General features: G+C 72.8%; 24 protein-coding genes. 1 reads left to right on the top strand and 23 read right to left on the bottom strand.

What is annotated here, in order from left to right:
* Positions 1–224: 224 nt before the first annotated feature.
* The 9 genes from ACQP1P_RS07620 to ACQP1P_RS07580 all read right to left on the bottom strand — a co-directional run bounded on the left by ACQP1P_RS07620 (position 225) and on the right by ACQP1P_RS07580 (position 12,235).
* Positions 225–1,145 (bottom strand): AEC family transporter, encoded by a 921-nt coding sequence (locus ACQP1P_RS07620; protein WP_433084423.1) that lies wholly within the window; start codon positions 1,143–1,145, stop codon positions 225–227.
* A gap of 191 nt (positions 1,146–1,336) precedes the next feature.
* The gene (locus tag ACQP1P_RS07615) at positions 1,337–3,997 is read right to left on the bottom strand and encodes a DNA translocase FtsK 4TM domain-containing protein (protein ID WP_433084421.1); all 2,661 of its coding nucleotides are present in this window, start codon (positions 3,995–3,997) and stop codon (positions 1,337–1,339) included.
* 20 nt (positions 3,998–4,017) lie between these two features.
* Positions 4,018–4,389, bottom strand: a complete 372-nt coding sequence (locus tag ACQP1P_RS07610) for a DUF2784 domain-containing protein (RefSeq protein ID WP_433084419.1) — start codon at positions 4,387–4,389, stop codon at positions 4,018–4,020.
* Between the two features lies 1 nt (position 4,390).
* The gene (locus ACQP1P_RS07605; protein WP_433084417.1) at positions 4,391–6,079 is read right to left on the bottom strand and encodes a ribonuclease J; all 1,689 of its coding nucleotides are present in this window, start codon (positions 6,077–6,079) and stop codon (positions 4,391–4,393) included.
* Complete coding sequence (dapA, locus tag ACQP1P_RS07600; protein ID WP_433084415.1) at positions 6,076–7,029, bottom strand: 4-hydroxy-tetrahydrodipicolinate synthase; 954 nt, start codon at positions 7,027–7,029, stop codon at positions 6,076–6,078. Before dapA ends, ACQP1P_RS07605 begins: the two co-directional genes overlap by 4 nt.
* A 36-nt stretch (positions 7,030–7,065) precedes the next feature.
* On the bottom strand, positions 7,066–7,803 hold the full coding sequence (thyX, locus tag ACQP1P_RS07595) for an FAD-dependent thymidylate synthase (protein WP_433084413.1): 738 nt from the start codon (positions 7,801–7,803) through the stop codon (positions 7,066–7,068).
* Between the two features lie 532 nt (positions 7,804–8,335).
* Positions 8,336–8,908 (bottom strand): DUF2752 domain-containing protein, encoded by a 573-nt coding sequence (locus ACQP1P_RS07590; RefSeq protein ID WP_433084411.1) that lies wholly within the window; start codon positions 8,906–8,908, stop codon positions 8,336–8,338.
* Between the two features lie 263 nt (positions 8,909–9,171).
* On the bottom strand, positions 9,172–10,416 hold the full coding sequence (locus tag ACQP1P_RS07585) for a winged helix-turn-helix domain-containing protein (RefSeq protein ID WP_433084410.1): 1,245 nt from the start codon (positions 10,414–10,416) through the stop codon (positions 9,172–9,174).
* Between the two features lie 463 nt (positions 10,417–10,879).
* Positions 10,880–12,235 (bottom strand): glycosyltransferase family 87 protein, encoded by a 1,356-nt coding sequence (locus ACQP1P_RS07580; protein ID WP_433084408.1) that lies wholly within the window; start codon positions 12,233–12,235, stop codon positions 10,880–10,882.
* Positions 12,236–12,405: 170 nt separating this feature from the next.
* Here ACQP1P_RS07580 and ACQP1P_RS07575 point away from each other — a divergent pair, with 170 nt between their 5' ends.
* Positions 12,406–13,017: an N-acetyltransferase family protein gene (locus tag ACQP1P_RS07575; RefSeq protein WP_433084406.1), complete on the top strand. Its 612-nt coding sequence runs from the start codon at positions 12,406–12,408 to the stop codon at positions 13,015–13,017.
* Positions 13,018–13,064: 47 nt separating this feature from the next.
* Here ACQP1P_RS07575 and dapB read toward each other — a convergent pair whose 3' ends face one another.
* The 14 genes from dapB to ACQP1P_RS07505 form a co-directional block, all read right to left on the bottom strand.
* Positions 13,065–13,799, bottom strand: coding sequence for a 4-hydroxy-tetrahydrodipicolinate reductase (dapB, locus tag ACQP1P_RS07570; protein WP_433089898.1), 735 nt, complete (start codon positions 13,797–13,799; stop codon positions 13,065–13,067).
* A gap of 26 nt (positions 13,800–13,825) precedes the next feature.
* On the bottom strand, positions 13,826–15,145 hold the full coding sequence (locus tag ACQP1P_RS07565; protein WP_433084405.1) for a M16 family metallopeptidase: 1,320 nt from the start codon (positions 15,143–15,145) through the stop codon (positions 13,826–13,828).
* Between the two features lie 3 nt (positions 15,146–15,148).
* Positions 15,149–17,536, bottom strand: a complete 2,388-nt coding sequence (locus ACQP1P_RS07560) for a polyribonucleotide nucleotidyltransferase (RefSeq protein ID WP_433084403.1) — start codon at positions 17,534–17,536, stop codon at positions 15,149–15,151.
* Between the two features lie 212 nt (positions 17,537–17,748).
* Positions 17,749–18,018, bottom strand: a complete 270-nt coding sequence (gene rpsO, locus ACQP1P_RS07555) for a 30S ribosomal protein S15 (RefSeq protein WP_350620940.1) — start codon at positions 18,016–18,018, stop codon at positions 17,749–17,751.
* A gap of 108 nt (positions 18,019–18,126) precedes the next feature.
* Complete coding sequence (locus ACQP1P_RS07550; RefSeq protein ID WP_433084401.1) at positions 18,127–19,074, bottom strand: bifunctional riboflavin kinase/FAD synthetase; 948 nt, start codon at positions 19,072–19,074, stop codon at positions 18,127–18,129.
* A gap of 326 nt (positions 19,075–19,400) precedes the next feature.
* Entirely contained in the window at positions 19,401–20,291 is an 891-nt protein-coding gene (gene truB, locus ACQP1P_RS07545) for a tRNA pseudouridine(55) synthase TruB (protein ID WP_433084399.1), read from the bottom strand.
* A gap of 17 nt (positions 20,292–20,308) precedes the next feature.
* Positions 20,309–21,214: a DUF3626 domain-containing protein gene (locus tag ACQP1P_RS07540; RefSeq protein ID WP_433084398.1), complete on the bottom strand. Its 906-nt coding sequence runs from the start codon at positions 21,212–21,214 to the stop codon at positions 20,309–20,311.
* Positions 21,215–21,218: 4 nt separating this feature from the next.
* Entirely contained in the window at positions 21,219–22,505 is a 1,287-nt protein-coding gene (locus ACQP1P_RS07535; protein WP_433089897.1) for an MATE family efflux transporter, read from the bottom strand.
* Positions 22,506–23,092: 587 nt separating this feature from the next.
* A complete protein-coding gene (locus ACQP1P_RS07530) occupies positions 23,093–23,296 on the bottom strand; it encodes a DUF6186 family protein (RefSeq protein ID WP_433089895.1) in 204 nt (67 codons plus the stop codon).
* Positions 23,297–23,307: 11 nt separating this feature from the next.
* The gene (locus ACQP1P_RS07525; protein WP_433084396.1) at positions 23,308–23,709 is read right to left on the bottom strand and encodes a hypothetical protein; all 402 of its coding nucleotides are present in this window, start codon (positions 23,707–23,709) and stop codon (positions 23,308–23,310) included.
* Between the two features lie 40 nt (positions 23,710–23,749).
* Positions 23,750–24,820: a DHH family phosphoesterase gene (locus ACQP1P_RS07520; protein ID WP_433084394.1), complete on the bottom strand. Its 1,071-nt coding sequence runs from the start codon at positions 24,818–24,820 to the stop codon at positions 23,750–23,752.
* Positions 24,817–25,296, bottom strand: a complete 480-nt coding sequence (gene rbfA, locus ACQP1P_RS07515; RefSeq protein ID WP_433084392.1) for a 30S ribosome-binding factor RbfA — start codon at positions 25,294–25,296, stop codon at positions 24,817–24,819. Before rbfA ends, ACQP1P_RS07520 begins: the two co-directional genes overlap by 4 nt.
* Positions 25,297–25,423: 127 nt before the next feature.
* Positions 25,424–25,720, bottom strand: coding sequence for a DUF503 domain-containing protein (locus ACQP1P_RS07510; protein WP_433084390.1), 297 nt, complete (start codon positions 25,718–25,720; stop codon positions 25,424–25,426).
* Positions 25,721–26,106: 386 nt separating this feature from the next.
* Positions 26,107–26,529 (bottom strand): hypothetical protein, encoded by a 423-nt coding sequence (locus tag ACQP1P_RS07505; RefSeq protein ID WP_433084388.1) that lies wholly within the window; start codon positions 26,527–26,529, stop codon positions 26,107–26,109.
* Positions 26,530–26,591 lie beyond the last annotated feature (62 nt).

The raw sequence follows: 26,591 nt of genomic DNA, 5'->3' as shown, positions 1-26,591 counted from the left end.
CACCGCCACCCGCGCGCCCGCACCGCCCCGCCACCGCCACCCGCGCGCCCGCACACCACACCGTCCCACGCCCCGCACGGCCGCCACGAAGCGCCACCCGCCCTGCACGGCCGCACACCACGCCGCCCCGCGCCCGCACGGCCGCCTCCAAGCGCCACCCCACCCCGAGCGGCCGCGCCGCCCCGCCACGCCACCTCGCGCCCGCACACCAGCGCGCAGGCGGCTCATTGCAGCAACGCCGCGGCCACCGTGAGCGTCGCCATCGACAGCCCGGTCGACGCCACGATGACGTCGCGCGGGAAGGTGCCGTCCACGCCGTACGCGCGCGCGTAGACGAACGTGTTCTGCGCCGTCGGCAGCGCCGAGCACAGCACGACGGCGAGCAGCGCCTCCCCGGTCAGCCCGAACGCGACGCGCGCGAGCAGGAAGCACAGCAGGGGCTGCACCAGCGATTTCAGCAGTACCGCCAGTGTCACCTCCACCGGCCGGCGCGCCTCCCCGTCGCCGCTACGCCGCGGCACGAGCGACAGGCCGAGCGCGACCAGGGCCGAGGGCACCGCGGCGTTGCCCAGCAGCGCGACCGCGTCGCCCACGAGTCGCGGCAGGTGGACGTGGGCGGCGCCGAGTACGACGCCGGCCAGGCAGGCGAGCATCACCGGGCTGCGCAGCGGCACCGTCAGGAGGCGGCGCCAGCGCCCGGTGGCGTGCTCGCTCTGCGCGATGTCGAGTGTGCCGAGGATCACCGGTGTGAGGATGGTGGTCTGGATGAGCAGTACCACGGCGATGAAGCTCGCATCCCCCACCACCTGCACCATGACGGGGATGCCGAGGTTGCCCGCGTTCACGTACGCGCAGGCCATCCCCGCGATCGTCTGCTCGGCCAGCGGCCGCCGGAAGACCCACCGCGCCGCGCAGAAGCCGGCCGCCCCGATGACGAGCGTGGCGATCGAGAACGCCGCGACCGCGCGCCCCGCGGTGGCCCCGATCGGCTGGCGGGTGAGCGTGTTGAGCAGCGCCGCCGGCATGGCCACGTAGAACACGAACCGACCGAGCACATCGACGGCGGCCGGCCCGAGCACCCCGCTGCGCCCGGCGATGAACCCGACGGCGGTGAGCGCCCAGATCGGCACGAACGCGGCCAGCACGCCTACCCGCTCCCCCGCCCAAGCCTCACCCGAGTCACCCTAGGCCAGCGCCGATCATCACCTCACGGCCCACCGCGTGCAGGACCCGGATTGCGGCGCCCTCGGTCGCCGCCGAGCCCGCCCGGCATCAAGACGCAGGGGGCCAGGACGCCGCTGCCACACGACGGGCGAGGCGTCGCCGAGGCGCGGCGTCAGTCGTCGTCTTCGGAGGCCTTCAGCGCGCTCAGCACCTCGCCGAGCGAGTCCGGCTTGATGAGCACGTCGCGGGCCTTCGAGCCCTCCGACGGGCCGACGATGCCGCGCGTCTCCATGAGGTCCATGAGGCGGCCCGCCTTGGCGAAGCCGACCCGCAGCTTGCGCTGCAGCATGCTCGTCGAGCCGAACTGGCTCGTCACCACGAGCTCGATGGCCTGGACGAGCAGCTCGAGGTCGTCGCCGATCTCCTCGTCGATCTTCTTCTTGCCCTCGTCCCGCTTGGTCGTCACGTCGGGCCGGAACTCCGGCTCGCGCTGGTCCTTGCAGAACTTCACGACGTCGTTGATCTCGGTCTCGGAGACCCAGGCGCCCTGGATGCGGACCGGCTTCGACGCGCCCATCGGCAGGAACAGCCCGTCGCCGCGGCCGATCAGCTTCTCGGCGCCGGGCTGGTCGAGGATGACCCGCGAGTCGGCCAGCGACGACGTGGCGAAGGCGAGGCGCGACGGCACGTTGGCCTTGATCAGGCCGGTGACGACGTCGACGCTGGGCCGCTGGGTCGCGAGCACCAGGTGGATGCCGGCCGCGCGGGCCAGCTGGGTGATGCGCACCACCGAGTCCTCGACGTCGCGCGGGGCGACCATCATGAGGTCGGCGAGCTCGTCGACGACGACGAGCAGGTACGGGTACGGCCGGATCTCCCGCTCGCTGCCCGGCGGCGCGGTGATCTGTCCCGCCCGCACCTTGCGGTTGTAGTCGTCGATGTGCCGGACCCCGGCCGCCGCGAGGTCGTCGTAGCGCATGTCCATCTCGCTGACGACCCAGTCGAGGGCGTCGGCCGCCTTCTTCGGGTTCGTCACGATCGGCGTGACCAGGTGCGGGATGCCCTCGTAGCTGGTCATCTCCACCCGCTTCGGGTCCACCAGCAGCAGCCGCACCTCGTCCGGCGTCGCCCGGGTCAGCAGCGACACGAGCAGGCTGTTGAGGCAGCTGGACTTGCCCGCGCCGGTCGCGCCGGCGATGAGGATGTGCGGCATCTTGGCCAGGTTGGCCACGACGTAGCCGCCCTCGATGTCCTTGCCGAGCGCGACGACCAGCGGGTGGTGGTCGCCGGTCGCGGCCCGGGAGCGCAGCACGTCGCCGAGCGCCACGTTCTCGCGGTCGGAGTTGGGGATCTCGACGCCGACCGCGCTCTTGCCCGGGATCGGGCTCTGGATGCGCACGTCGGCCGACTTCACCGCGTAGGCGATGTTCTTCGACAGCGCCGTGATCCGCTCGACCTTGACGCCGTGGCCGATCTCGACCTCGTAGCGGGTGACCGTCGGGCCCCGGGTGAAGCCGGTGACCAGCGCGTCCACGCCGAACTGCTCGAACACGCCCTGCAGCGCGTGCATGACCTCGTCGTTGGCCCGGGTGCGCCCGCGCGGGGCGTCGCCGGTGCCGAGCAGGTCCGGGGGCGGCAGCTTGTAGTCGGCGTCGGTGAGCGCGAGCTGCTCGGCCCGCGTCGGCATCGGCGAGTGCTCCGGCGGCTCCTTGTCGGGCGCCGGGGCCTTCCCCTTCTTCTTGCGCCCCGCGGCGGGCATCCGCTGCAGCACGACGGTGTCGTGGACGAGCTCGGGGTCGAGGTCGGGCGCGGCCGCGTCGAACTCGCCGGGGTCGAGGCCGAGCGGGTGCGGCAGCGGCTCGGGCTCGCCGTCGGCGCGGGCGCCCTGGCGGCGGCGGGCCGGCGCCCGGCGGGCGGGCCGCTCCTCGGGCTCGTCGTAGAGCTCCTCGAACTCCTCCTCGTCGTCGATGAGCGTCGGGTCCTCGACCCGGCCGAGCGCGAGGTCGCGCAGCTGGCGCCAGCGCTGGGGGATGCGGCTGATCGGCGTGGACGTCACGACCAGCAGACCGAACGCGGAGAGCAGCATCAGCAGCGGTACCGCGACCCAGGACGTGACCGCCATCTGCAGCAGCCCGCCCCCGCCGCGGCCGAGCAGGCCACCGGCCCGGTCCATGCGTGCCGGGAGCGTAGGGCTGCCCGCGGCCAGATGCATCAGGCCGGTGCCGCCGATGAAGAGGGCACCCCAGCCGATCAGTCCGCGTCCGCGGCGCTCGTCGGGGTCCTCGGTCGAGCGCATGATCCGGATGCCGCCGATGACGAGGAGCACCGGCAGTACCGCTGAAGCACCCCCGATGAACGTGTGGCAGATGTCGGCGAGCCAGCGGCCCACCGGCCCGGCCGCCTGGAACCACAGGGCCGCCGTGAGCAGCACCGCGAGCCCGATCACGGCCAGCCCGGCGCCGTCGCGGCGGTGCTCGGGATCGAGGTCGCGGGCGGTCGCCGCTTGCCGCCCGATCGCGCGGGCGCCCCAGCCGACGCTGTGCGCGAGCCCCATCCAGACCGCGATCATGCCCCGGCCGAACAGACCCAGCGGCGTGGCGACCATGGTCCCGGTCCGGCGCCGGCGCACGGGGGTCGCGGCGCGGGCGCTCACTCGCGGGTTCGGCGAGCTCGCCCGGCCGCGGGTCGCCTTCGCCGGGGCCGCCTTGGCCGCGGGCGTGGCCCGGGCACGGGGCGTAGTCGCGCGCTTCTGGGGGGTAGCACGCGTGTTCGAACCGCCGCGCGCGTTGGACGTGCCTCCGCCGCGGCCGGCCTGGGAGGTGCGGCCCGCCATGGACACACCGTATCGGTCGGCTACGACAATGTTCTCTCGGCGCGCCGGTGACGCAGCTTCGCGACGGCGACCGCGTAGGAGAAGAGCACGATCACGCCGACCAGGACCTGCAGGAGGTGCGTGTACCGCTCGGGGTAGAGGACGTTCTCGATGTACGTGTCGATGAAGCCCTTGTCCCCGACCGCCTGCCCAGCCCTGCGGCGAGCCCAGTGCTCGACGACGGTGAGCGGGCAGGTCAGCGGGATCGACACGACGGCGAGTCCCCACGCGGCGGCGGCCAGATGGGGCCAGAAGGCCCTGGGCCACCGCCAGACGAGGAACCCGCCGAGCACCACGTAGGCGAGGAAGCAGAAGTGCAGCACCAGGACCGTCGTCGCCAGCGCCGCGTACATCTCAGACCTCGACCACCGTCGGCACGATCATCGGGCGGCGCCGGTACGCCTCGTTGACCCAGCGGCCGACCGTGCGCCGCACGATCTGCTGCAGCTGGTGCGGGTCGGTGATGCCGTCGGTGGCCGCCTTGTTGAGAGCCTCGGTGACCAGCGGCAGCACGGCGTTGAAGACCGCGGGGTCGTCGGAGAATCCCTTCGCCGAGACCGTCGGACCGGCCACCACCTTGCCGGTGACGGAGTCGATCACGACCGTGGCCGCGATGAACCCGCCGTCGCCAAGAATACGCCGCTCGGTCAGCAGCGACTCCCCCACGTCGCCGATGGCCAGACCGTCGACGTAGACGTACCGCGACCGGATGTGGCCCACGAGACGCGCCTCGCCGTCGACGAGGTCGACCACGTCGCCGTCCTCGCAGAGCACCACGCGCTCGTCGGGCACGCCGGCCTCCCGGGCCAGCTGCGCGTGCGCCCGCAGGTGCCGCCACTCGCCGTGCACCGGCATGAAGTTGCGCGGTTTCACGACGTTGAGCAGGTACAGCAGCTCGCCCGCGGGCGCGTGCCCGGAGACGTGCACCTTGGCGACGTCCTTGTGCACCACGATCGCGCCGGCTCGCGAGAGCTGGTTGATCACGCGGTACACCGCGGTCTCGTTCCCGGGGACCAGCGACGACGCGAGCACCACGGTGTCGCCCTCGCCGATGACGATGTGCCGGTGGTCGCCGTTGGCCATGCGGCCCAGCGCGCTCATCGGCTCACCCTGCGACCCGGTCGACATGAGCACCACCCGCTCGGGCGGCAGGCTCATCGCCTCGTCGATCGCCACGACCAGCCCGTGCGGGATGCGCAGCAGGCCCAGGTCGCGGGCGATGCCCATGTTGCGCACCATCGAGCGGCCGATGAGGGCCACCTTGCGCCCGTGCGCGTGCGCGGCGTCGAAGACCTGCTGCACCCGGTGCACGTGGGAGGCGAACGAGGCGACGATGATGCGCCCGGTCGCGCGGCCGAAGATCCGCTCCAGCACCGGGCCGATCTCGCGCTCCGGGTTGACGAAGCCCGGGATCTCGGCGTTGGTCGAGTCCGACAGCAGCAGGTCGACGCCGTCGGCGCCGAGCCGCGCGAACCCGGCCAGGTCGGTGATCCGCCCGTCGAGGGGCAACTGGTCCATCTTGAAGTCGCCGGTGTGCAGCACCGTGCCGGCCCCGGTGGTCACGGCGACCGCGAGCGCGTCCGGGATCGAGTGGTTGACCGCGAAGAACTCGCACTCGAACGGCCCCAGGCGCTCGACCTGCCCCTCGCGGACGGTCAGCGAGTAGGGCTCGATGCGCCGCTCGGCCAGCTTGGCCTCGACCAGGGCGAGCGTGAACTTCGAGCCGACGAGCGGGATGTCGGGCTTGTGGGCCAGCAAATACGGCACCGCGCCGATGTGGTCCTCGTGCCCGTGCGTGAGCACGATCGCCTGAACCTGGTCCAGGCGGTCGAGGATCGAGGAGAAGTCGGGCAGGATGAGATCGACGCCGGGCTGCTCCACGTCGGGAAACAGCACGCCGCAGTCGATGACAAGCAGCTTGCCGTCGAACTCCAGCAGCGTCATGTTGCGGCCGATCGCGCCGAGCCCGCCCAGCGGGGTGACCCGCAGCGTGCCGGGCCCCGGAGGGGGTGGCGGATCGAGCTCGACGTGCGCCACCGTCATAGGGCCACTCCGAGGTCGTTGTGGTGCGCCATCTGGTCGGCCGAGCCGATGATGCGGCCCGCCTCGGCGCAATCTTCCCGCAACCGGCCGAGTTCCGCCGCATTCGCGCCCACGAGCGGCGGGCGGACCGGTCCGGCGGGCAGGCCGAGCAGCGTCAGGGCCGCCTTGGTCAGGATGACACCCTGGGTGCGGAAGAATCCGCAGAATGCCGGCAGCAGCCGCAGGTGCAGCTCCCGCGCCCGCGCGACGTCGCCCGCCTCGTACGCCGTGATCATGGCCTTGGTCTGCGGCCCGAAGACGTGCGTGGGCACGCCCACCACGCCGACCGCCCCGACCGAGAGCAGCGGCAGGGTGAGCTTGTCCTCGCCGGAGTAGTACGCCAGGCCGGTCCGCTTGATCACCCAGGCGGTCTCGCCGAGGTCGCCCTTGGCGTCCTTCACCGCGACGATGCGCTCGTGCTCGGCGAGCCGGCACATCGTCTCGGTCTCGATCGCCACACCGGAGCGACCGGGGATGTCGTACAGCATGACCGGCAGATCCGCCGCGTCCGCGACGGCCCGGAAATGGTGCACGAGGCCGGCCTGGGGCGGCTTGTTGTAGTACGGCGTCACCACGAGCAGCCCGTCGGCGCCGGCCTTCTCGGCGGCCCGCGCGAGCTCGACGGAGTGTGCGGTGTCGTTGGTGCCGACGCCGGCGATCACGTGCGCCCGGTCCCCGACGGCCTCCACGACCGCGCGGAGCACCCGGTCCTTCTCCGCGTCGCTCGTGGTGGCCGACTCGCCGGTCGTGCCGTTGACCACCAGGCCGTCGTGCTCCTGCTCGTCGACCAGGTGGACGGCGAGCCGAGCGGCGCCGTCGACGTCGAGCGAACCGTCAGGCCCGAACGGCGTCACCATCGCGCTGAGCAGCCGGCCGAACGGCCGGCCGGGGACGGAACCGGTGCGTGTCATACGCACAACCTAGCGGAAGCCCAAGCGAAGCATTTCTCAAGATTCCCAGGTGTACTGCGGCGACGCCACCTCGGTGCCGTCGGCGAGCTCGCTGATCGTGAAATCCCCGAACACGCTGGGCGCGACCCGCTGCAGTTCCCGCAGGCAGGCGACCGCCACCTCGCGGATCTCCACGTCGGCGCCCTCGCTCGCGCGCATGGTCACGAAGTGCCGCCAGGCCCGGTAGTTGCCGGTCACCACGATCCGCGTCTCGGCCGCGTTCGGCAGCACCGCCCGCGCCGCCTGCCGCGCCTGCTTGCGCCGCGAGGTCTTGTTCTCGACGTCGGCGAACTTGGCCTCGAGCCCTTCGAGCAGCTCGTTGTACGCCTTGAGCGCCGCCTCACCCGCCTCGACGAACGTCTTGTGCAACGCCGGGTCCTCGGCGATCACGGCCGGCTCGACCATGACCTGCTCGCGCCCGGGCACGTACCGCTGGGACAGCTGCGAGTAGGAGAAGTGCCGATGCCGTACGAGCTCGTGCGTGAACGACCGCGAGACGCCGGTCAGGTAGAACGTCACGGTGCCGTGCTCGAGCACGCTCAGATGGCCGACCTCGAGGATGTGCTTGAGGTACCCGGCATTCGTGGCGGTCGCCGGGTTCGGCTTGCTCCACGACTGGTAGCACGCGCGGCCGGCGAACTCGGCGAGCGCCTCCCCACCTTCGGCGTCGGTTTCCCAGGGCACGTCGGAGGGCGGCTCGAAGTGCGTCCAGGCGATGGCTTTGACGGAGAGCATTCGCAGAGCGTACTTGCCCTGGGGGTCTCGGCTGTCAAGCCCTGCCGGGCGGAGTCGCCGATCACACCGCCGCGCCACCTCACACAACCGCGGACACGGCACCGTGCTGGCGGTCGCGCGGGCGGAGGCGTTCGGGGCGTGAGCGGCGCCCGCGGGGCGCGGGAGCGCGGGGCGCGGGAGCGCGGGGCGCGGGAGCGCGGGGCGCGGGAGCGCGGGGCGCGGGAGCGCGGGGCGCGGGAGCGCGGGGCGCGGGAGCGCGGGGCGCGGGAGCGCGGGGCGCGGGAGCGCGGGGCGCGGGAGCGCGGGGCGCGGGAGCGCGGGGCGCGGGAGCGCGGGGCGCGGGAGCGCGGGGCGCGGGAGCGCGGCGCGGCGGGCGCGGCGCGGCGGGCGCGGGGCGCGGGAGCGCGGCGCGGCGGGCGCGGGAGCGCGGCGCGGGAATGTGGCGGCGGGCGCGGGGTGCGGGTGTCCTGCGCCGACGGGGTTGCTGGACGAACCGCGCCCGGTGGCGGGGCTGGCAGGGTGCGCGGGGTGGCTAGACGAAAAAGTAGGTGAACGGGGCCCACGGGAGGTTGCGCAGGATGCTGAAGACCAGCCAGGCGACCAGGAAGCCGATGAGCGCGCCGTTGGAGATGCGCAGCATGGGCAGCTTGAAGCGCAGGTTCAGCTTGTTCACGGTCCAGGCGACGTAGAGGTACGCGAGGAACGGAGCGGCGAAGACCAGCATGGCGTGGTGGTGGGCGGCCGCGGGGATGTCGCCGTGCAGCATGTACCACGCGGCGCGGGTGCCGCCGCAGCCCGGGCAGTCGAAGCCGGTCAGCAGCTTGACCAGGCACGTCGGCGGGTCGGAGGCGCCGGCGCTCGTGGGCTTCATGAGCAGCGTGTACGCCACGCCGCCCGAGATCAGGGCACCCACCCCGGCCGGGCCGGCCCAGGCGGGCAGGCGCTCGATCAGGCGCTGGAAGCGGCCCTTCGGGGGCTGGTAGGCATAGTGGTACACCGGCGGCAGCGACACGCTCGTGGGCGTGGTGGGCGCGCCCAGCTCGGGCACATCGGGGAGCACTCCCTCGAGTGACCCGGGCGCGGGGACCGACATCGGTGACGTCACAAAACCAAGCTACACCGGCCCGGCCAGCCATCGACCATCCGGAAGTCCCGTGAGATCGATCCGAAGGACGACAACCCGGCGCGGAACGAGCCATGACCGAAGCCCGGGAACGCGGCCCGGAAGCGTGGCCCAGGAACGCGTGGCCCGGAAGCGTGGCCCAGGAACGCGCGGCCCGGGAACGCGCGGCCCAGGAACGCGCGGCCCAGGAACGCGCGGCCCAGGAACGCGGAGCGAACCCGTAGCCGAGGCGGAAGGGCTGCGGTCTAGGGCAGCGACGTGGGTGAGGACAACGCCTTGGCCAGGGGCTCGGCGAAGTCGCCGCGCTGAGGCGGGTCCACCTCCGCCAGGCCCAGCCAGCCCGCGAACCGCCGCAGCTCCGCCGCCAGCGCCTCCGCGACCTCGCCCGCAGCCGGCGCGCCCCGGCCCTTCAGGGGCTCGATCCACGCCGCCGGGACCTGCAGCACGCCGGCCTTGCGGTCCGCCTTGAGGTCGACGCGGGCCACCAGGCGGTCGCCGAGGAGGAAGGGGAGGACGTAGTACCCGTACAACCGCTGCAACGGAGGCACGTAGATCTCGATGCGGTAGTTGAACCCGAACAGGCGCTCGACCCGGGCGCGCTCCCACATCAGCGGGTCGAAGGGGCTCACCAGGGTCGCGGCGGTGATGCGGCGCGGGGCTCGGGCCTCGGCGTGCAGATAGGCGCGCGGCGTCCAGCCCTCGACCTCCACGGGCACGAGCTCGCCCGCCTCCACCAGGGCGGCGATCGCCTGGCGGGCGCCGGCCAGCGGGAGCCGGAAGTAGTCGCGCAGCTCCGCCTCGGCGGCCACGCCCAGGCCGCGGGCGGCGACGCGGACCAGCTCCCGGTACGACTCCTCGTCACTCGGCGTGGGTGCGTTCACGATCTCGGGCGGCAGGATGCGCTCCGGCACGTCGTAGACGCGGGCGAAGGCGGAGTTGCGGCGGGCGACGCTCACCTCGCCGGTGTAGAAGAGCCACTCGATCGCGGTCTTGGTGTCGGACCAGTTCCAGCCCCAGTGGTCCTTGCGCCGCGGCTGCACCAGGTCGCCCTCGACCTCGGCCGCGCTCATCGGCCCCTTGGCGCGGATCTCCTCGAGCACCCAGCGAACGAGTTCGGGCTGCTCACGGGCGATGCGCTGCATGCGGCCCCAGGCGGCACCGGAGCGCATGCGCCAGCGCAGCATCGGCTGGAGCCGGACGGGCACGAGGGAGGCCTCGTGCGCCCAGTACTCGAACAGCTCCCGCGGCCGGCGATAGGCCAGCCGGTCCAGGAGGGCCGGGTCGTAGGGCCCCAGGCGGCTGTACGCGGGCAGGTAATGCGCGCGCTGGACGATGTTGACCGAGTCGATCTGCAGCAGCCCCGTGCGCTCCAGCACGCGGCGCAGGTGGCGGCGCTCAGGGGCAGCCCCGGGCACCCGGTCGGCGAAGCCCGAGGCGACTAGGGCGATCCGGCGGGCCTGGGCCAGCGTCAGGTACTCGCTCATCGCCAAGGAGGCTATCGCGAGGGTACGACAGAATTCTGATTCCGACATTTCGCCTGTCGGGAGATAAATCCGATAAGTCGCGGCGCGGAGCGCCCGACTTATCGGAAAAGCACCGCGGAACGCAGCGGAAAGCACCCAGCGCGGCACGCAGAACAGCACAACGCGGCCCAGCCCAGCCCGGCGCAGCCCGGCGCAGTCCAGCCCGACCTACCGCGGCCCAGCCCAGGCCGGCGCAGTCCAGCCCAGCACGGCCCAGCACGGCACGGCACGGCCCAGCACGGCACGGCTCAGCACCGCCGAACGGCGCGACGAGCGAGCAGCCCGGGCGTCATGGGGAGCCGACAGCACCCCGGACCGCAGAGTAGGAAGCAGCGCCGAGCGAAACGTCCGCCCCCTCGCCGGCACAGAACGGCCCGGCACCCCCGCAGCAGCAGGGAGTCGCCGGGCCGGAGAGCAGCGCAACGAGCAGCTAAGCGCCGACCAACGGCCGCCGCGGCGCCTCCTGCGCGTGGAACGCCTCGGTCACCTTGCGGTCGATCTCCACGAGGTCGGGGTCGGGCACGTCCTCGACGCTCGGGCCGCCCGCCTCCCCCGGCTCGCCCGAAGGCCGCTGGCTCGCCCCGGTGTCCGCGGGCTCCCGGATCGGCAGGCCGAACAGGAGGCCGATCATGAGCAGGATGTACGCGTTGCTGCCGATCAGGCCGAGCCCGTCGAACTTCGCGTGGAAGGCCCACGGCGTGCGGCTGCACAGCAGCGCGAACGAGAACCCGAAGAGGATCGCGAGGTTGCGCCGGCGCCGGGGGTCGAGTGAGCGGTCGGTCGCGTAGTCGAAGAGCACCACGATCGCCGGGATCGTCCACACGAGGTGGTGGATCCAGGTGATCGGGCTGACCATGCACCCGACGAGCCCGGTCAGGGCCAGGCCGGCGACCTCGTCGCGGTGCTTGACGGCGCGGCGGGCGCGCCAATACCACACCGCGAGCGTGATCAGCACGAGCAGCAGCCACAGCGGCTTCATCGGCTCCGGGTTGAAGATCCGCCCGACGAGGCCGGTGAGCGCCTGGTTCGACACGAACGTCGGCGAGCCCACGCGGTCGGTGTTCCACACCGCGTCGGTCCAGAAGACGCGGGAGGCGTCGGGGGCGAACGTCGCCGCGAGCCAGGTCGCGGCCGTGGCGGTCGCGGCCGAGACGGCGGCGGCGCGCCAGCGGCGGGTGATCACCAGGTAGACGATGAACACGCCCGGGGTGAGCTTGATCGCAGTGGCCAGGCCGATGCCGATGCCGCCGAGCTTGTGCCCGTTGCGCACCAGCAGCATCACGTCGGCGACCACGAGGAACAGCACGAGGATGTTGACCTGGCCGAAGTTCACGGTCTCGCGCACCGGCTCGAAGGCCGCGGCGAGCGCCATGGCGATGCCCATCGCGTACCAGTACGACCAGCCCTGTCGCTTGAACACCGGGCCGAGCAGCCAGGTGAAGATCGCGAGCATGGCCACGACGTTCATGGTCACGCTGATCGCGATGGCGGTGTTCCAGCTGATCAGCGACATCGGCGTCATGAGCGCGGCGGCGAACGGCGGATACGTGAAGCCGTACGGCGTCCCGGGCGTCAGGTAGTCGTAGATGTCTCCGCCGCGGTTGACCCAGTAGTCCATCGCGCCGTAGTAGACCTTGAGGTCGAAGAACCCGTTGTGTGCCGCGGCCACCAGCAGGAAGCCCCACACGACGGCCCAGACGGCCACCACGATGAGCGCCTTCCGGACGCCGGGCCGCAGCCTGGGCCGGACGGCGCTCGCTTCGGCGTCCCGTCCCCGCTCCGCCACCTGATCTGCCCTCCTGCTCGCCGCTGCCGACATCCAAACTAGGCCGAGACTGCCATCAAAGCCTCAGAGTCCCGTCACAGAAGACCCAACGGTCTCGCAGGCCGAACTGTGACGTGCGGGCGCTACCCCGCCGAGTCGTGCTTCACACAAAATCCGTAGGCTGCTGCTTCATGACGCTCGGGTTCGTCCGTCCGGCGCGGCTCGACGACGTCGTCGAGATCGCGCGTGTTCAACTCTCGACCTGGCGGGTCGCGTATCGGCGACTGCTGCCCAAACACATCCTCGACCGTCTGGACGAGGACTGGATTACCCGCAGGTGGCGAGACGCAATCGCGGAGCCACCGAGTCCGAAGCACCGGGTGCTCGTGGCGGTGGAGCAGGTCGATTCGCCCGGCTCCCAGCCAGAGTCAGCATACGTGGTGGGGTTTGCCGCGTCAGGTCCGGCAGACGACAGCGTGCTGGCTCCGGACGAAGATCACACCGTCCTTGACAAGGCATTTGCGTCCGCCGCGGCCATCACGGACGTGCTGGTCGAGCCCCGTTGGGGGCGTCGTGGCCACGGCAGCCGATTGCTGGCGGCAAGTGTGGATTTGTGGCGCTCTGACGGATTCACGACAGCACTTGCGTGGACGTTCGCCGACGACGGTGTTACGCGTCGATTTCTCGAGGGTTCCGGCTGGGCGCCCGACGGGGTCGGGCGATCGCTGGACATCGATGATCTGCTGGTCCCGCAGGTGCGGTGGCACACGTCACTCGAAGAGGCGCCCGTTATCGGCGCGTGACAGTGTTGCGGCCCAATGGTGGCCCGCCGGTCCCAGCATGTGGACAATCAGGCGAGCAGCTCACCGAGCCCGACCGTGAGGCCCGGGCGGGTGATGACGGAGCGCACTGCCAGCAGTACACCCGGCATGAACGAAACCCGATCGTAGGAGTCGTGCCGCAGCGTCAGGGTCTCCCCCGCGGTGCCGAAGAGCACCTCCTGATGGGCGACCAGGCCGGTGGCGCGCAGCGCGTGCACGCGGACGCCCTCGACGTCGCTGCCGCGGGCGCCGGCCATCTCCTCCTTGGTCGCGTCGGGGACCGGCCCCAGGCCGGCCTCGGCGCGCGCCTCGGCGATGATCTGCGCGGTGCGCAGGGCGGTGCCGCTGGGGGCGTCGATCTTCTTGGGGTGATGCATCTCGACGATCTCGACCGACTCGAAGTGCCGGGCGGCCTTGGCGGCGAACTCCATCAGCAGTACCGCCCCGATGGCGAAGTTCGGCGCGATCACGATCCCGAGGCCGGGCCGGGCGGCCACCTTGTCCCGCACCAGCTCGATGCGCTCGGTGGTGAACCCGGACGTGCCGATCACCAGGTTGACGCCGTGCTCGAGACACCAGTCGATGTTGCCGAACACGGCGTCGGGGGTGGTGAAGTCCACGACCACCTGCGCGTCGGCCAGCGCGTCGAGGCTGTCGCCGTCGTCGGCGGTGGCCACGAGCACCATGTCGTCGGCCCCGCTGACGGCCTTGCACACCTCGGTGCCCATGCGGCCGCGCGCACCAAGAACCCCGACCCGGATCATCTCAGTCACGCGACCAAACTAGCGGGTCAGCTCAGCGCGTCCGCGAACGCCCCTGGCTCGAAGTCACCGATGACGGCCAGCGACATCGGGCGGGCCAGCAGCTCCTCGGTGACCTTGCGGACCTGCTCGGGGGTGACCTCGTCGACGCGGCGCAGCACCTCGTCGACGGAGAGCAGCTCGTCGTACAGCAGCTCGCCCTTGCCCAACCGGCTCATGCGCGAGCCGGTGTCCTCGAGCCCGAGCACCACGGCGCCCTTGAGCATGCCCTTGCCCCGCTCGACCTCGGCGTCGGTGAGGCCCTCGGCCGCGATCCGGGTGAGCTCCTCGCGGGTGATGGCGAGGACCTCCTCCACCTTGCCGGGCGCGCACCCGGCGTACACGCCGAAGAGACCGGCGTCGCTGTACTGCGACGTGAAGGAGTACACCGAGTAGGCGAGGCCGCGCTGCTCCCGGATCACCTGGAACAGCCGGCTCGACATGCCGCCGCCGAGCACGTTGTTGAGCGCGCCGAGCGCCCAGCGGTCCTCGTGCTGGCGCGGGTACCCCGAGCAGCCCAGCACCAGGTGCGCCTGCTCGGTGTCCTTGTTGCGCACGACGACCTGCCCGGAGCGGGTCGGCACCTTGGCGGTGCGGGAGCGCCGGGGCGCGGGCACTGCCGCGTCGCCCCAGCCGGCCCGGTCGAACGCCGCGCGGACGGCCCGGACCACCTTGGCGTGGTCCAGGTTGCCCGCGGCGGCGACGACCATGGTCTCGGGCCGGTACCGGCGGCGGTAGAAGCCGTCGATCTGCTTGCGCGTCAGCGCCGAGATGCTCGCCACGGTGCCGGAGATCTGGCGGCCGAGCGGGTGCGTGCCGTAAACGGCCTCGGTGAAGACGTCGTGCACCTCGTCGCCGGGCTCGTCGTCGTGCATGGCGATCTCCTCGAGGATCACCCCGCGCTCGACCTCGACGTCCGCCTCGGTCAGCACCGAGTCGGTCACGAGGTCACAGACGACGTCGATGGCCAGCGGCAGATCCGCGTCGAGCACCCGCGCGTAGTAGCACGTGTACTCCTTCGCGGTGAACGCGTTGGTCTCCCCGCCGACCGCCTCGATCTGCGCGGAGATGTCCAGCGCGGTGCGCCGCTTGGTGCCCTTGAACAGCAGGTGCTCGAGGAAGTGCGAGACGCCCGACAGCGTGGGCGTCTCGTCCCGCGAGCCGATGCCGACCCAGACCCCGAACGAGACGCTCCGCATCGCGGGGATCGACTCGGTCAGGATCCGCAGCCCGTTGGGCAGCACGGTACGGCGTACCGTGCCGCCCAGCGGGTCGTCGGACAACGTCTGGGTCGTTGCTCGACTCGCCATAGGTCAGTCGCGCCGGCTGCGCCGACGACGGAACTCGCCGCCCTCGCCGCCCTCTTCGCCGGCCGGGGCACCGCCCTCGCCGCCCTCGGCGGACTGACGAGGAGCGCGGTCGCCACGGTCGCGCCGCGGACCACGGTCACCGCGGTCACCACGGTCGCCGCCGCTGCGGGCCGGGCGCTCGCCACCCTCGGCCGGCGCCGGCGGCTGCTCGCCCTCGGCCAGCACCTTGTCGAGGTAGATCTTGCCGCGGTTGTCGATGTCCGCGATCTGCACCTCGACCTTGTCGCCGACGTTGAGGAAGTCCTCGACCTTCTCGACGCGCTTGCCGTTGCCCACCTTGGAGATGTGCAGCAGGCCGTCGCGGCCGGGCAGCAGCGAGATGAAGGCGCCGAACGCGGCCGTCTTCACCACGGTGCCGAGGAACTTGTCGCCGACCTTCGGCATGGTCGGGTTGGCGATCGCGTTGATCCGCTCGACCGCGGCCTCGGCCGACGGGCCGTCGGTCGCGCCGACGTAGATCGTGCCGTCGTCCTCGATGCTGATCTCGGCGCCGGTCTCGTCCTGGATCGCGTTGATGGTCTGGCCCTTGGGGCCGATCACCATGCCGATCTTGTCGACCGGGATGCGCACCGTGGTGACCCGCGGCGCGTACTGGCTCATGCCCGCCGGCGACTCGATCGCCTCGGCCATCACGTCGAGGATGACGTGCCGCGCGTCGTGGGCCTGCTGCAGGGCGCCGGCCAGCACGTCCGACGGGATGCCGTCGAGCTTGGTGTCCAGCTGCAGCGCGGTGACGAAGTCACGGGTGCCGGCGACCTTGAAGTCCATGTCACCGAACGCGTCCTCGGCGCCGAGGATGTCGGTCAGCGTGACGTACGACGTCTTGCCGTCGACCTCGTCGGAGATCAGGCCCATCGCGATGCCCGCGACCGGCGCCTTGAGCGGCACGCCGGCCGACAGCAGCGCCATGGTGGAGGCGCAGACCGAGCCCATGCTGGTCGAGCCGTTGGAGCCCAGCGCCTCGGAGACCTGCCGGATCGCGTACGGGAACTCCTCGCGCGTCGGCAGGACCGGGATCAGGGCCCGCTCGGCGAGCGCGCCGTGGCCGATCTCGCGACGCTTCGGGGCGCCCACGCGGCCGGTCTCACCGGTGCTGTACGGCGGGAAGTTGTAGTTGTGCATGTAGCGCTTGGACTTCTCCGGCGCCAGGGTGTCCAGCGTCTGCTCCATGCGCAGCATGTTCAGCGTGGTGACGCCCAGGATCTGCGTCTCGCCGCGCTCGAACAGCGCCGAGCCGTGCACGCGGGGCAGGACCTGCACCTCGGCGGTCAGCGGCCGGATGTCGCGCGGGCCGCGGCCGTCGATGCGGACCTGCTCGCGCAGCACGCGGGCGCGGACCTCGTTCTTGGTCAGCGACCGCAGCGCGGCGCCGATCTCCTTCTCGCGCCCCTCGAGCTGGCCGGCGACGCGCTCGAAGGCGGCCTCCTTGACCCGGTCCAGGGCCTCCTCGCGCTCCGCCTTGCCGGCGATGCGCAGGGCCTCGGCAACCTCGTCCTTCACCGCGGCGGCGACGGCCTCGTAGGCGTCGGGCTGGTAGTCGAGGAAGGTCGGGAACTCCTGCACCGGCTTCGCGGCCACGTCGGCCAGCTCGGCCTGGGCCCGGCACAGCTCGCGGATCGCGGGCTTGGACGCCTCGAGACCACCGGCGACGACCTCCTCGGTCGGCGCGGGCGCGCCGCCGGCGACGAGGGCGACGGTGTGCTCGGTGGCCTCGGCCTCGACCATCATGATCGCGACGTCGCCGTCGGGCAGGACCCGGCCGGCGACGACCATGTCGAACGTGGCCCGGCCGAGCTCCTCGACGGTCGGGAAGGCCACCCACTGCCCGTCGATGTGGGCCATGCGGGTCGCGCCGATCGGGCCGGAGAACGGCAGGCCCGACAGCTTGGTCGACAGCGAGGCGGCGTTGATGGCCACGACGTCGTACGGGTGGGCCGGGTCGAGCGCGAGAACCGTCTCGACGACCTGGACCTCGTTGCGCAGGCCCTTGACGAAGGACGGGCGCAGCGGGCGGTCGATGAGGCGGCAGGTGAGGATCGCGTCCTCGCTGGGCCGGCCCTCGCGGCGGAAGAACGAGCCGGGGATGCGGCCGGCCGCGTACATGCGCTCCTCGACGTCCACCGTGAGCGGGAAGAAGTCGAACTGGTCCTTGGGCTGCTTGCCGGCGGTCGTCGCGGACATCACGACGGTCTCGCCGAGCTGGGCCAGGGCCGAGCCGGCCGCCTGACGGGCGAGGCGCCCGGTGGAGAAGGTGATCTCCCGGGTGCCGAACGAGCCGTTGTCGATGACGGCCTTGCTGCTGTGGGTACCGAGAGTGCTCTGCTCGGTCATGTGTGGTGTAGCTCCCTTTTGGGTCGTTGGTTCGCCCTCGGCGGAGCTGTCTGCGGCCGGTCTTCGATCGAAGCTCACGGGGTGAGTCGTTCACCCGGAAGCCACTACCGAGGACCGGTGCGCCGACCCGCTCGGCGGGGCGCTGCCATTTCAGTGTGTCACTACTCGACGGGGGAGCGGCGGATCTCCGCCACTCCCCCGTTTGCGAGTCGTTATCGCCGCAGGCCGAGCCGCTCGATCAGCGAGCGGTAGCGGGCGATGTCGCTGCGCTGCAGGTAGTTCAGCAGGCGGCGGCGCCGGCCGACCAGCAGGAGCAGGCCGCGGCGGCTGTGGTGGTCGTGCTTGTGCTGCTTGAGGTGCTCAGTGAGGTCCGCGATCCGCTTGGTCAGCATCGCCACCTGGACCTCCGGCGAACCGGTGTCGCCCTCGGCCGTGGCGTACTTGCCCATGATCTCGGTCTTCTGCGCAGAGTCGAGCGCCATGATCTCCCTTTTGCCGTGGATTCGTCGGCCGGCTCCCGCGGCGTCGTGCAGGCAGCCTGACCCCCGCCGGTCACCCGGCGTCAATCCAAGGCTAACAGACCGGCCGGTTCACGCCTGCATCGGACCGTTGCGCAGCACCTCGCGGGTCTGCTCGACGTCCTCCGCGATCTGCGCGATGAGCGGCTCGACGCCCTGGTAGACGCGCTGCTCGCGCAGGCGGTCGGCGAAGTCGAGACTCACCCGCTCCCCGTACAGGTCACCCTCGAAGTCGAGCACGAACGCCTCGACGCGCCGCTCCTTGCCGGAGAAGGTCGGGTTGGTGCCGATCGACACCGCCGCCGGCCGCCGGGCGCCGTCGCGGTCCCGGTTGAGCCAGGCCGCGTAGATGCCGTCCGCGGGCACCGCCGAGCGGGCCGGGACGAGCAGGTTCGCGGTGGGAAAGCCCAGCTCGCGACCCCGCTGGTCACCCCGCACCACGACACCCTCGAGCCGGTGCGGCCGGCCGAGCGCGCGCGCCGCCGCCACGACGTCACCCGCGTCGACGCAGCTTCGGATGTACGTCGAGGAGAACACCGTCCCCTCGTCCGCGACGAGCGGCGCCCCCTCGACCGCGAACCCGAACGTGCGCCCGAGCCGCGTGAGCAGCTCGACGTCGCCGGCCTGCCGGTGGCCGAACCGGAAGTTCTCGCCGACCACGACCAGGGCCGTGTGCAGGTGCTCGACGAGCGCGTCGTGGACGAACTCCTCCGGCTCCAGCCGCGAGTACTCCGCCGTGAACGGGATCACGCACAGCACGTCGACGCCGAGCGCCTCGATGAGCTCCGCCTTGCGCGCGGGCTCGGTGAGCACGGCCGGGTGCGATCCGGGGCGCACCACCTCGGCCGGGTGCGGGTCGAACGTGACGACGACCGAGCGCACGCCGAGTTCGCCGGCCCGCTTCACGGCGTGGCCGATGATCTGCTGGTGGCCGCGGTGGACGCCGTCGAAGACCCCGATCGTCGTGACCGCGCGACCCCATCCCCCGGGCGCCGCCTGCGTTCCCCGCCACCGCTGCATGCCGCTGAGCCTACTTGGCCGCCCGGCGGCCCTTCCCGGCGGCGCCGCAGCTCCCTTGCGCGCGGCGTGCTTGCGAGCGGCGCGGCATCGCTCTTGTCCGCGGGGCCCTTCCCGGCGGCACGGCAGCGCTCTTTGCCCACGGCGCGGCAACACCTTGCCCGCAGCGCCGCGGGGTCCTGCTGGCAGGGCGGCAGCGTCCTGCGCGCAGCGCGGCGCGGCGTCCTGCGCGCAGCGCGGCGGATCGCACCGAATCCGACTTACGACCCGACGGGGTATAAATCCGAAATGTCGCGGCGCGCCAGCGCCCGACATTTCGCCCTCACCCGCTAGGGCACGAGCACGATCTCCGGCCGGGCCTTGCCGTCGCGCTCCTGGACGATCGCGAGCACCGTGCCGTCCGGGGCGAAGACCGCGTACGGCTCCGCGATCCCGATCGGCGCGAGCGGCCCGCCGTGCGACAGCACGCGAGCCTCGTCCGGCGAGGCGTCCCGGCGCGGGAAGCAGCGGTCCGCGGCCGCCGGCAGCGGCATGGTCACGGGGTCCTCGAGCGCGGCGAGCTCGTCCAGGGTCGCGGCCTCGGCCAGCGTGAAGGCGCCCACCGCGGTGCGCCGCAGCGCCGTCAGGTGCCCGCCCACGCCCAGGGCCGCGCCCAGGTCGCGCGCGAGGGCGCGGATGTACGTGCCCGACGAGCAGGCCACGTCCACGTCGACGTCCACGTGCGCGCCCGCGCGGCGCACGGCGAGCACGTCGAGGCGGGAGACGGTCACGGGCCGGGCGGCGAGCGCGACCGCCTCGCCGGAGCGGACGCGGTGGTACGAGCGGACGCCGCCGACCTTGATGGCCGACACGGCGCTCGGGACCTGCAGGATCTCGCCGCGCAGCGGGGCCAGGGCGGTGTCGAGGTCCGCGTCGGTGACCGTCGAGGCGTCCGTGCGCGCGACGACCTCGCCCTCGGCGTCGTCGGTGACCGTGGACTCGCCGAGGCGGATCGTGGCCGTGTACTCCTTCGTGCTCCCGATCACGTACGTCAGCAGCCGCGTCGCCTTCTCCACGCCCACGATGAGCACGCCGGTGGCCATCGGGTCGAGGGTGCCGCCGTGCCCGACCCGCCGCGTCCGCGCGATCCGGCGCATGCGCGACACGACGTCGTGCGAGGTCATGCCGCCGGGCTTGTCGACGACGACAAGGCCGCCCGGGGTCGCCGCCTTCTGAGCCATGCGCGACACCCTAACGGTCAGCCGAACCGCACAAGGCAGTGCCACAAGTACTTCAGCGACTGCAGCACCTCCGGCGGGGAGCCCCAGGGTCCGGGGTCGCGGGCGGCCGCGCCGATGAGCGCCGGGTTCACGATCGACACCCCGTAGTGCGCGCACAGCGAGCGGGCGAGCACCGGGATCTCGGGTCCGCGGAACTCGGCCGGGATGTCGGCGGGGGCGAGACGGAATCCGGGGCGCCACTCGACCCGCAGCCCGTAGCGCGCGGTGAGCTCGGCCGAGGCTTCGGCGGTACCGCATCCGGAGTCCTGGAAACAACTGTCCAGCACCAGCGCCTCGACGTCGTCGGCCAGGCGCACGGGGCCGTGGATCTGGGCCTCGACGTAGTCGTCCAGCGCGCGCCCGGGCCCGGCCGGCCGCGGCCGGCTCAGCGCGTCCGCGCCGTGGTGGGCGTGCAGCGCGGCGAGCACGGCGCCGAACGCGTCCGCGGTCCCGGCCTCGGTCGGGTGCCGGGCGCTGTCGCCGAAGGTGAACGTCGCCCACTGCCGCACGTGCGGGCGCAGCCGCAGGTGGGCCGAGCCGAAGCGGGGTGCGGCCCCGTCGTCGTGGTGCAGGAGGTTGAGCGCGCCGTACTTCGGGCGGTCGGGCGCGCGGACGCCGGGCCGCTGGTAGGCGCCGCCGAACATCCGCTCCTCCCAGCGGTCGCGGTCGCCGCCCGGGAACGCGGTCAGGCCGCCGTTGGAGATGCCGGTCTCGAACTGGCTGCGGAAGCGCCCGTCGGCGAGGAGGCCGCCGATGACGGTACGGCCGCCGGCGCTGCGGTCCGGGTGGAAGTTGATCGTGATGGGCGCGTCGACGCCGAGGGCCGGGCCGCTGCCGCGCCCGCGCACGTGGGCGACGGCCTCGATCTGCGCCTCGGTCAGCACCGCGTCATCGTACGGCGCCGGCCACCGCCCAGCGGTCCCCCGCGAGCCGCCACAGCAGCCCGGCGAGGCGCAGCGCGATGAACAGCGTGAGCGCCGCCCACACGCCGCGCAGGCCGGCGCCGAGCAGGTACGCCAGCCAGATCCCCGGCAGGAACCCGCCCAGCGCGCTGACGAGCGTGAGGTTGCGCAGGTAGCCGACGTCCCCGGCGCCGAGGAAGACCCCGTCGAGGGCGAACACGACGCCCGCGGCCGGCATCATCGCCACGAAGAACCACCAGGCGTGGCGGGCCTGGGCGTACACCTCCGGGTCGGCCCCGAACCACGGCCGCACGGCGAGCAGCGCGGCCGCGACGAGCACCGCGAACCCGGCGCCGGCGACGAGCCCGGCGACCGTGATCCGCCGGGCGAGGTGGCGCGCCTCGGCCACGCGCTCGCCCCCGAGCGCGGCCCCGACGAGCGACTGGGCCGCGATGGCCAGCGCGTCGAGGGCGAGCGCGGTGAAGAAGAACAGTTGGATGGCGATCTGGTGGGCGGCGAGCGCGGCGTCGCCGAAGCGGGCGGCGACCGCGGACGCGGACAGGAAGCAGGCCTGGAACGCGGCGCCGCGCAGCAGCAGGTCGCGCCCGAGCGCGAGCTGGCGGCCGATGACCGCGAGGCGCGGGCGCAGCGCGACGCGCTCGGAGACGAGCGCCCGCACGAACAGCAGCCCGACGACGGTCTGGGCGGTGACGTTGGCGACGGCGGAGCCGGTGAGGCCGAGGCCGGCCGGGTACACCAGCAGCGGGCACAGCGTGGCGGAGAGGGCGTTGGCGGCGAGCACGTAGTAGAGCGGGCGCCGGGTGTCCTGCACCCCGCGCATCCAGCCGTTGCCGGCGGTGCCGAGCATGAGCCCGGGCGCGCCGAGCGCCGCGATGCGCAGCCAGCCCTCGGCGGTGGACGCGACCTCGCCCGCCCCGCCCGCGAGGGCGCGGGTGAGCGGGCCCGCCGCGGCCTCGAGCGCGAGCAGGATGACGACGCCGCCGCCGAGCGCGAGCCAGGAGGCCTGGACGCCCTCCTCCACCGCCTCCGCGCGCTGCCCGGCCCCGAAGCGGCGGGCGGCGCGGCCGGTGGTGCCGTAGGCCAGCACGGTGCCCAGCCACACGGCGAACGACATGACGGAGCCGCCGATGGCCAGCCCGGCGAGCTGGGTGCGCCCGAGGTGGCCGACGACGGCGGTGTCGACGAGGACGTAGAGGGGTTCGGCGGCGAGTACCACGAGCGCCGGGATGGCTAGCGCGGCCACCCGGCGCATCGTGGGAGCCTGATCGACCGTCACCCGGTCATCGTAAGGTCTGGTATTGCTCTGGGCAGTTACCGGGCGGCACAACCTCCGGGAAACCTTGACGTCGCACAGGGCGTCCCGGCTTCCCGGAGCTTGCGTCGGATCGGGTGCTCAGCCGCGGCGGTCCATGGACATCTGCAGCGCGGCGCGGGCGCGCTCGCGGGTGTCGGCGGCCGGCTCCTGCGGCTTCGGCTGGGGCTTCTGCTGGTCAGGCATGACGCTGGTCTCCTCTGGAGCATGGTGCTGATGGTCGGTGCGTACTCGGTCGCGCCGGGGTCGCCGGCAGACACGCGCCGCACACGCCAAGGAGACCGACGTGGGTGGTGTCGGCCTGCTGACAGTGGTGGCTGCGCACGCATTTCCTCGCTTCCGGCAGAGTTGATCGGGCCGTGTCACCCGCCGCCGGTTGCGCCGCCTAGGAGCGGCGCGCCCGGGACGGGCAGCGAAGAATTCGTACCGTGCGCATATCCCTAAGTTATCGTTCAGGTCCAGTATGTGCGACGTTATCCCGCGATCTGGAACGGCGGATCACGGTCGCCGAAGATCGATTTCCCAGCTCAGCGGGCCAGGAAGTGCCAGCCGAGCCACCACCAGAAGCCGAACATGGCGATGCGGCCGACGGGGAGCGGGCCCACCCGGTAGCGCATGACGATCCCGCACACGTCGCCGATGCCGGGCACCCGGGAGCCCTCGCGCCGGGAGGCGATCTCGACCGCCGCGAAGAGCCCGAGCGCCACGGTGAACAGCACGGCGACGAGCACCTGCCCGGCGCTCACCGGCGCACCATCGCCCAGAACGCCCACAGCCAGCCGAAGTAGGCGGCCGCGCGGGCCCAGTAGTGCTCGAGCACCGGGTCGGCGAGGCGGGAGAGGGTCGGGTACGCGTGCGACCCGTTGAGGAACGTCGCGCCCTCGACGATGCCGAAGAGCAGCAGCGGCACCAGCCACCAGGCCGCCCCGCGCGGCAGCCGGGCCGGCGACGCCCGGCGCGGCACCGCGGCCGACATGCCGAGCCAGAACAGCGCCCCGCCGGTGGCCAGGACGAGCAGGTTGGCCCGCAGCCCGAACGACGGCGAGGCGCCCCCGACGAGGGAGATGAGGGCGAAGACGGGCGTCAGCACTACCGGCCGGGCCCAGGCCCGGTCGACCTCCGCGGCAAGCTCGGGTCGGTCCATGTATCGATTGTCACCGCAATGGATGCGTGCGGGCCAGCCGTTATGTCCCGGAGATTCCCCCGGAGTTCACCCTGATCCCGGCCGGGGCCGGGAGCAGCCCGCGGATGGCGCCGAGGACGTCCTCGACGCGCCCGGACGCGCTGAACCCGGCGGCGAAGCGGTGCCCGCCGCCGCCCAGGGCCACGGCCACCGCGCTGACGTCGACGCCGCCCTTGCTGCGCAGCGAGACCGACCACTCCCCCGGGCGCACCGGCTTGACCAAGCACGCGACGTCGGCCTCGGCGACCGTGCGCACGGTGTCGATGAGCGCCTCGACGGCCGGCGGCGGCTGGTCGTGGGCGGCGAGGTCCTCGACGGTGAGGTACGTCCACGCGAGCCCCAGCCCCCCCGCCGCCTCGGGCTCGAGGACCGTGCGGGCGAGGGCGACGCCGAAGAGCCGCAGCGCGCCGATCGGCCGCGTGTCGAACAACCGCCGCGAGATCTCCCCGACGTCGATGCCGGTCGCGATGAGCCGCGCCGCGAGCTCGTGCACGGCCGGGGTGGTGGAGGCGAACTTGAACGAGCCGGTGTCGGTGGCCAGGGCCACGTAGAGGCACTCGGCGATGGCGGGATCCAGCGGTACGCCCAGACGGCGGAGCAGCCCGTCGGAGAGCACCGACGTGGCGGCCGCCGCGGGGTCCACGAGATTGATCTGCCCGAAGCCCGGGTTGGAGGCGTGGTGGTCGAGCACGATGCCGACGGGCGCGGCGCGCAGCCGGTCGGCCAGGCCGCCGAGCCGCTCGATGCTCGCCACGTCGAACACGAGCATCGCGTCCGGGGCCGGGTCGGCGTCCTCCTCGGCGACGAGCAGGTCGGTGCCGGGCAGCGTGTCGAACGGCGCGGGGAGGCGCAGCGGCCCGGGGAACGTGGCCGCGAGGTGCCCGATGCCCAGCTCTCCCGCGACCGAGCGCAGCCCGAGCGCGACGCCGAGCATGCTGCCGAGCGCGTCGCCGTCAGGGTTCACGTGGCAGGCGAGCAGCACCCGCGCGCCGGGCGGCAGCCCGCGCAGCGCCGCGACGGCCGCCGCCCACGCATCCTGCGACGGGTGCACGGCGGCCGTCGCGGCGTTCACCGCCGGTCCTGGCCCACGACGACCTCGTCGTCGGCGTCCACGTCGTCCGCGTCGGCCTCGTCGTCGAGCTTGTAGGGCTGCGGGTCGCCCGCGTAGTGCGCGCCGGCCGCGAGGCGCTGCACCTCGGCGTCGGCGCTGCGCGCGCTGGCCAGCAGCTCGTCGATGTGCTTGACCTGGTCGGACACGTCATCGTGCACGAACGCCAGGCTCGGCGAGTGCCGCAGCCCGAGCGCCTTGCCGACGGTCGAGCGCAGCAGACCCTTCGCGCTCTCCAGGGCGGCCGCGGTGCCCGCATGGGCAGCCGCGTCGCCGAGCACGGTGTAGAACACGGTCGCCTCGCGCAGATCGGCAGTGATCCGCGCGTCGGTGATCGTGATCATGCCCAGCCGCGGGTCCTTGATCTGCGTCCGCACCACCGATGCGACGAGTTCTCGCACGCGCTCGGCGTGCCGCCGCACCTTCGCCGGATCCGTCATCTCGAACACCTCCGCAGCCAAACGGCCCGCCGGCCGGCCCCAAGGCCGGCCCGCCGGACCTGAAGATCTGACCAACGCCTTGACAGTACCCGCGCCCCGCCCGCGAAGCCGCTTCCGCAAGCCAGGTTTACTCGTCGTCGTCACCGTGCAACCGACGGCGCACGGAGAGCAGTTCGAACTCGGGCCGCCCGGCGACGGCCCGCTCGCACGTGTCGAGCACTTCCCGCACGTGCCCCGCCTCGGCGGCCACGACGGCGATGCCGATCTCGGCCCGCCCGGTGAGGTCGAGCGCGCCGACCTCGGCTACGGAGACCTCGAACTTGCGCAGGTGAGCGATCAGGGGCCGCACGTAGGAGCGCTTGGCCTTGAGCGAACGCGAGTCACCGGGCAGGAGAAGGTCGAAGACCGCGGTTCCGGTATACACGGCGCAAGATCCTAACCGCCGCGGCGGGATTCCGCGCCGGGTTAAAGCTTCCCTGCTCGGGTCCGCGTCACCTGCGGACCGTCGCTCCCGCCAGGGACCCCGCTGGGGCCCGGCATTCGCCGGCCCGAGCGGGGCGACGTCCGCCGTGCCAAGGACCGGCCGAGCGGCACTCGTCGCCACCCGCCCGGTGCTCTCTGCTCCGCCCCGCCGAGGCGCCCGTGTCCACGTTCCAGCAGGTCACCGCCGGACTGTTGGCCATGCCCGCGAGCCGGCCCGGGCCGTGCGAGCCCACCGCTGCGCCTCGTGCCCCACGCACCGCCCGGCGGGCCGGCGGATCGCTGTCCGCAGGCTGGCGTGCTTCGCGCCGCGACGCACCCCGGCGCCGATCAAGCCACCAGCAGCGGGTCCTCACCCGTAGGCGTCATCGGCGACTCGAACGGCGGCCGGGCCAGGATCGGCGGCTCCGGCTCGATCGGCAAGCCGGCCGCCCCCGCCGCCGGCACGGGCCCCGGCCGCCGCGGCTGCACGGCCCCGGCGCTGCCGCCCCGCCCGGGGTAGACGTAGAGCGAGTCGGGCGCCACGGCATCCAGCGCCGCCACGACCGCCGGCAACTGCCGGAACCGCTGCCAGTCGGACGCGTCGGCGAAACCGATCTCGAAGACGACCCCGAAGTCCTCGGATCGCCAGGCCCAGTCCTTGGCCCCGTGCGTCACCGCGGCCTCGATGAGGGCCGCGCTGTGGGTGTCACGCCACTGCCGCGCCGGGAACTCCCCGTCGCGGACCTCGATCGACCACCACGACAGATCCATGATGTGACCGAGATTACTCCCCCATCCGCGGATGCCAAAGGGGGCCGCGGCGAACCGCGGCC

Origin of the sequence: Dactylosporangium sp. CA-052675, assembly GCF_050947935.1 — a bacterium.
GTDB lineage: Bacteria > Actinomycetota > Actinomycetes > Mycobacteriales > Micromonosporaceae > Dactylosporangium.
Note: the sequence above shows the minus strand (reverse complement) of the source record. Positions and strands in the feature narration are given on the sequence as shown.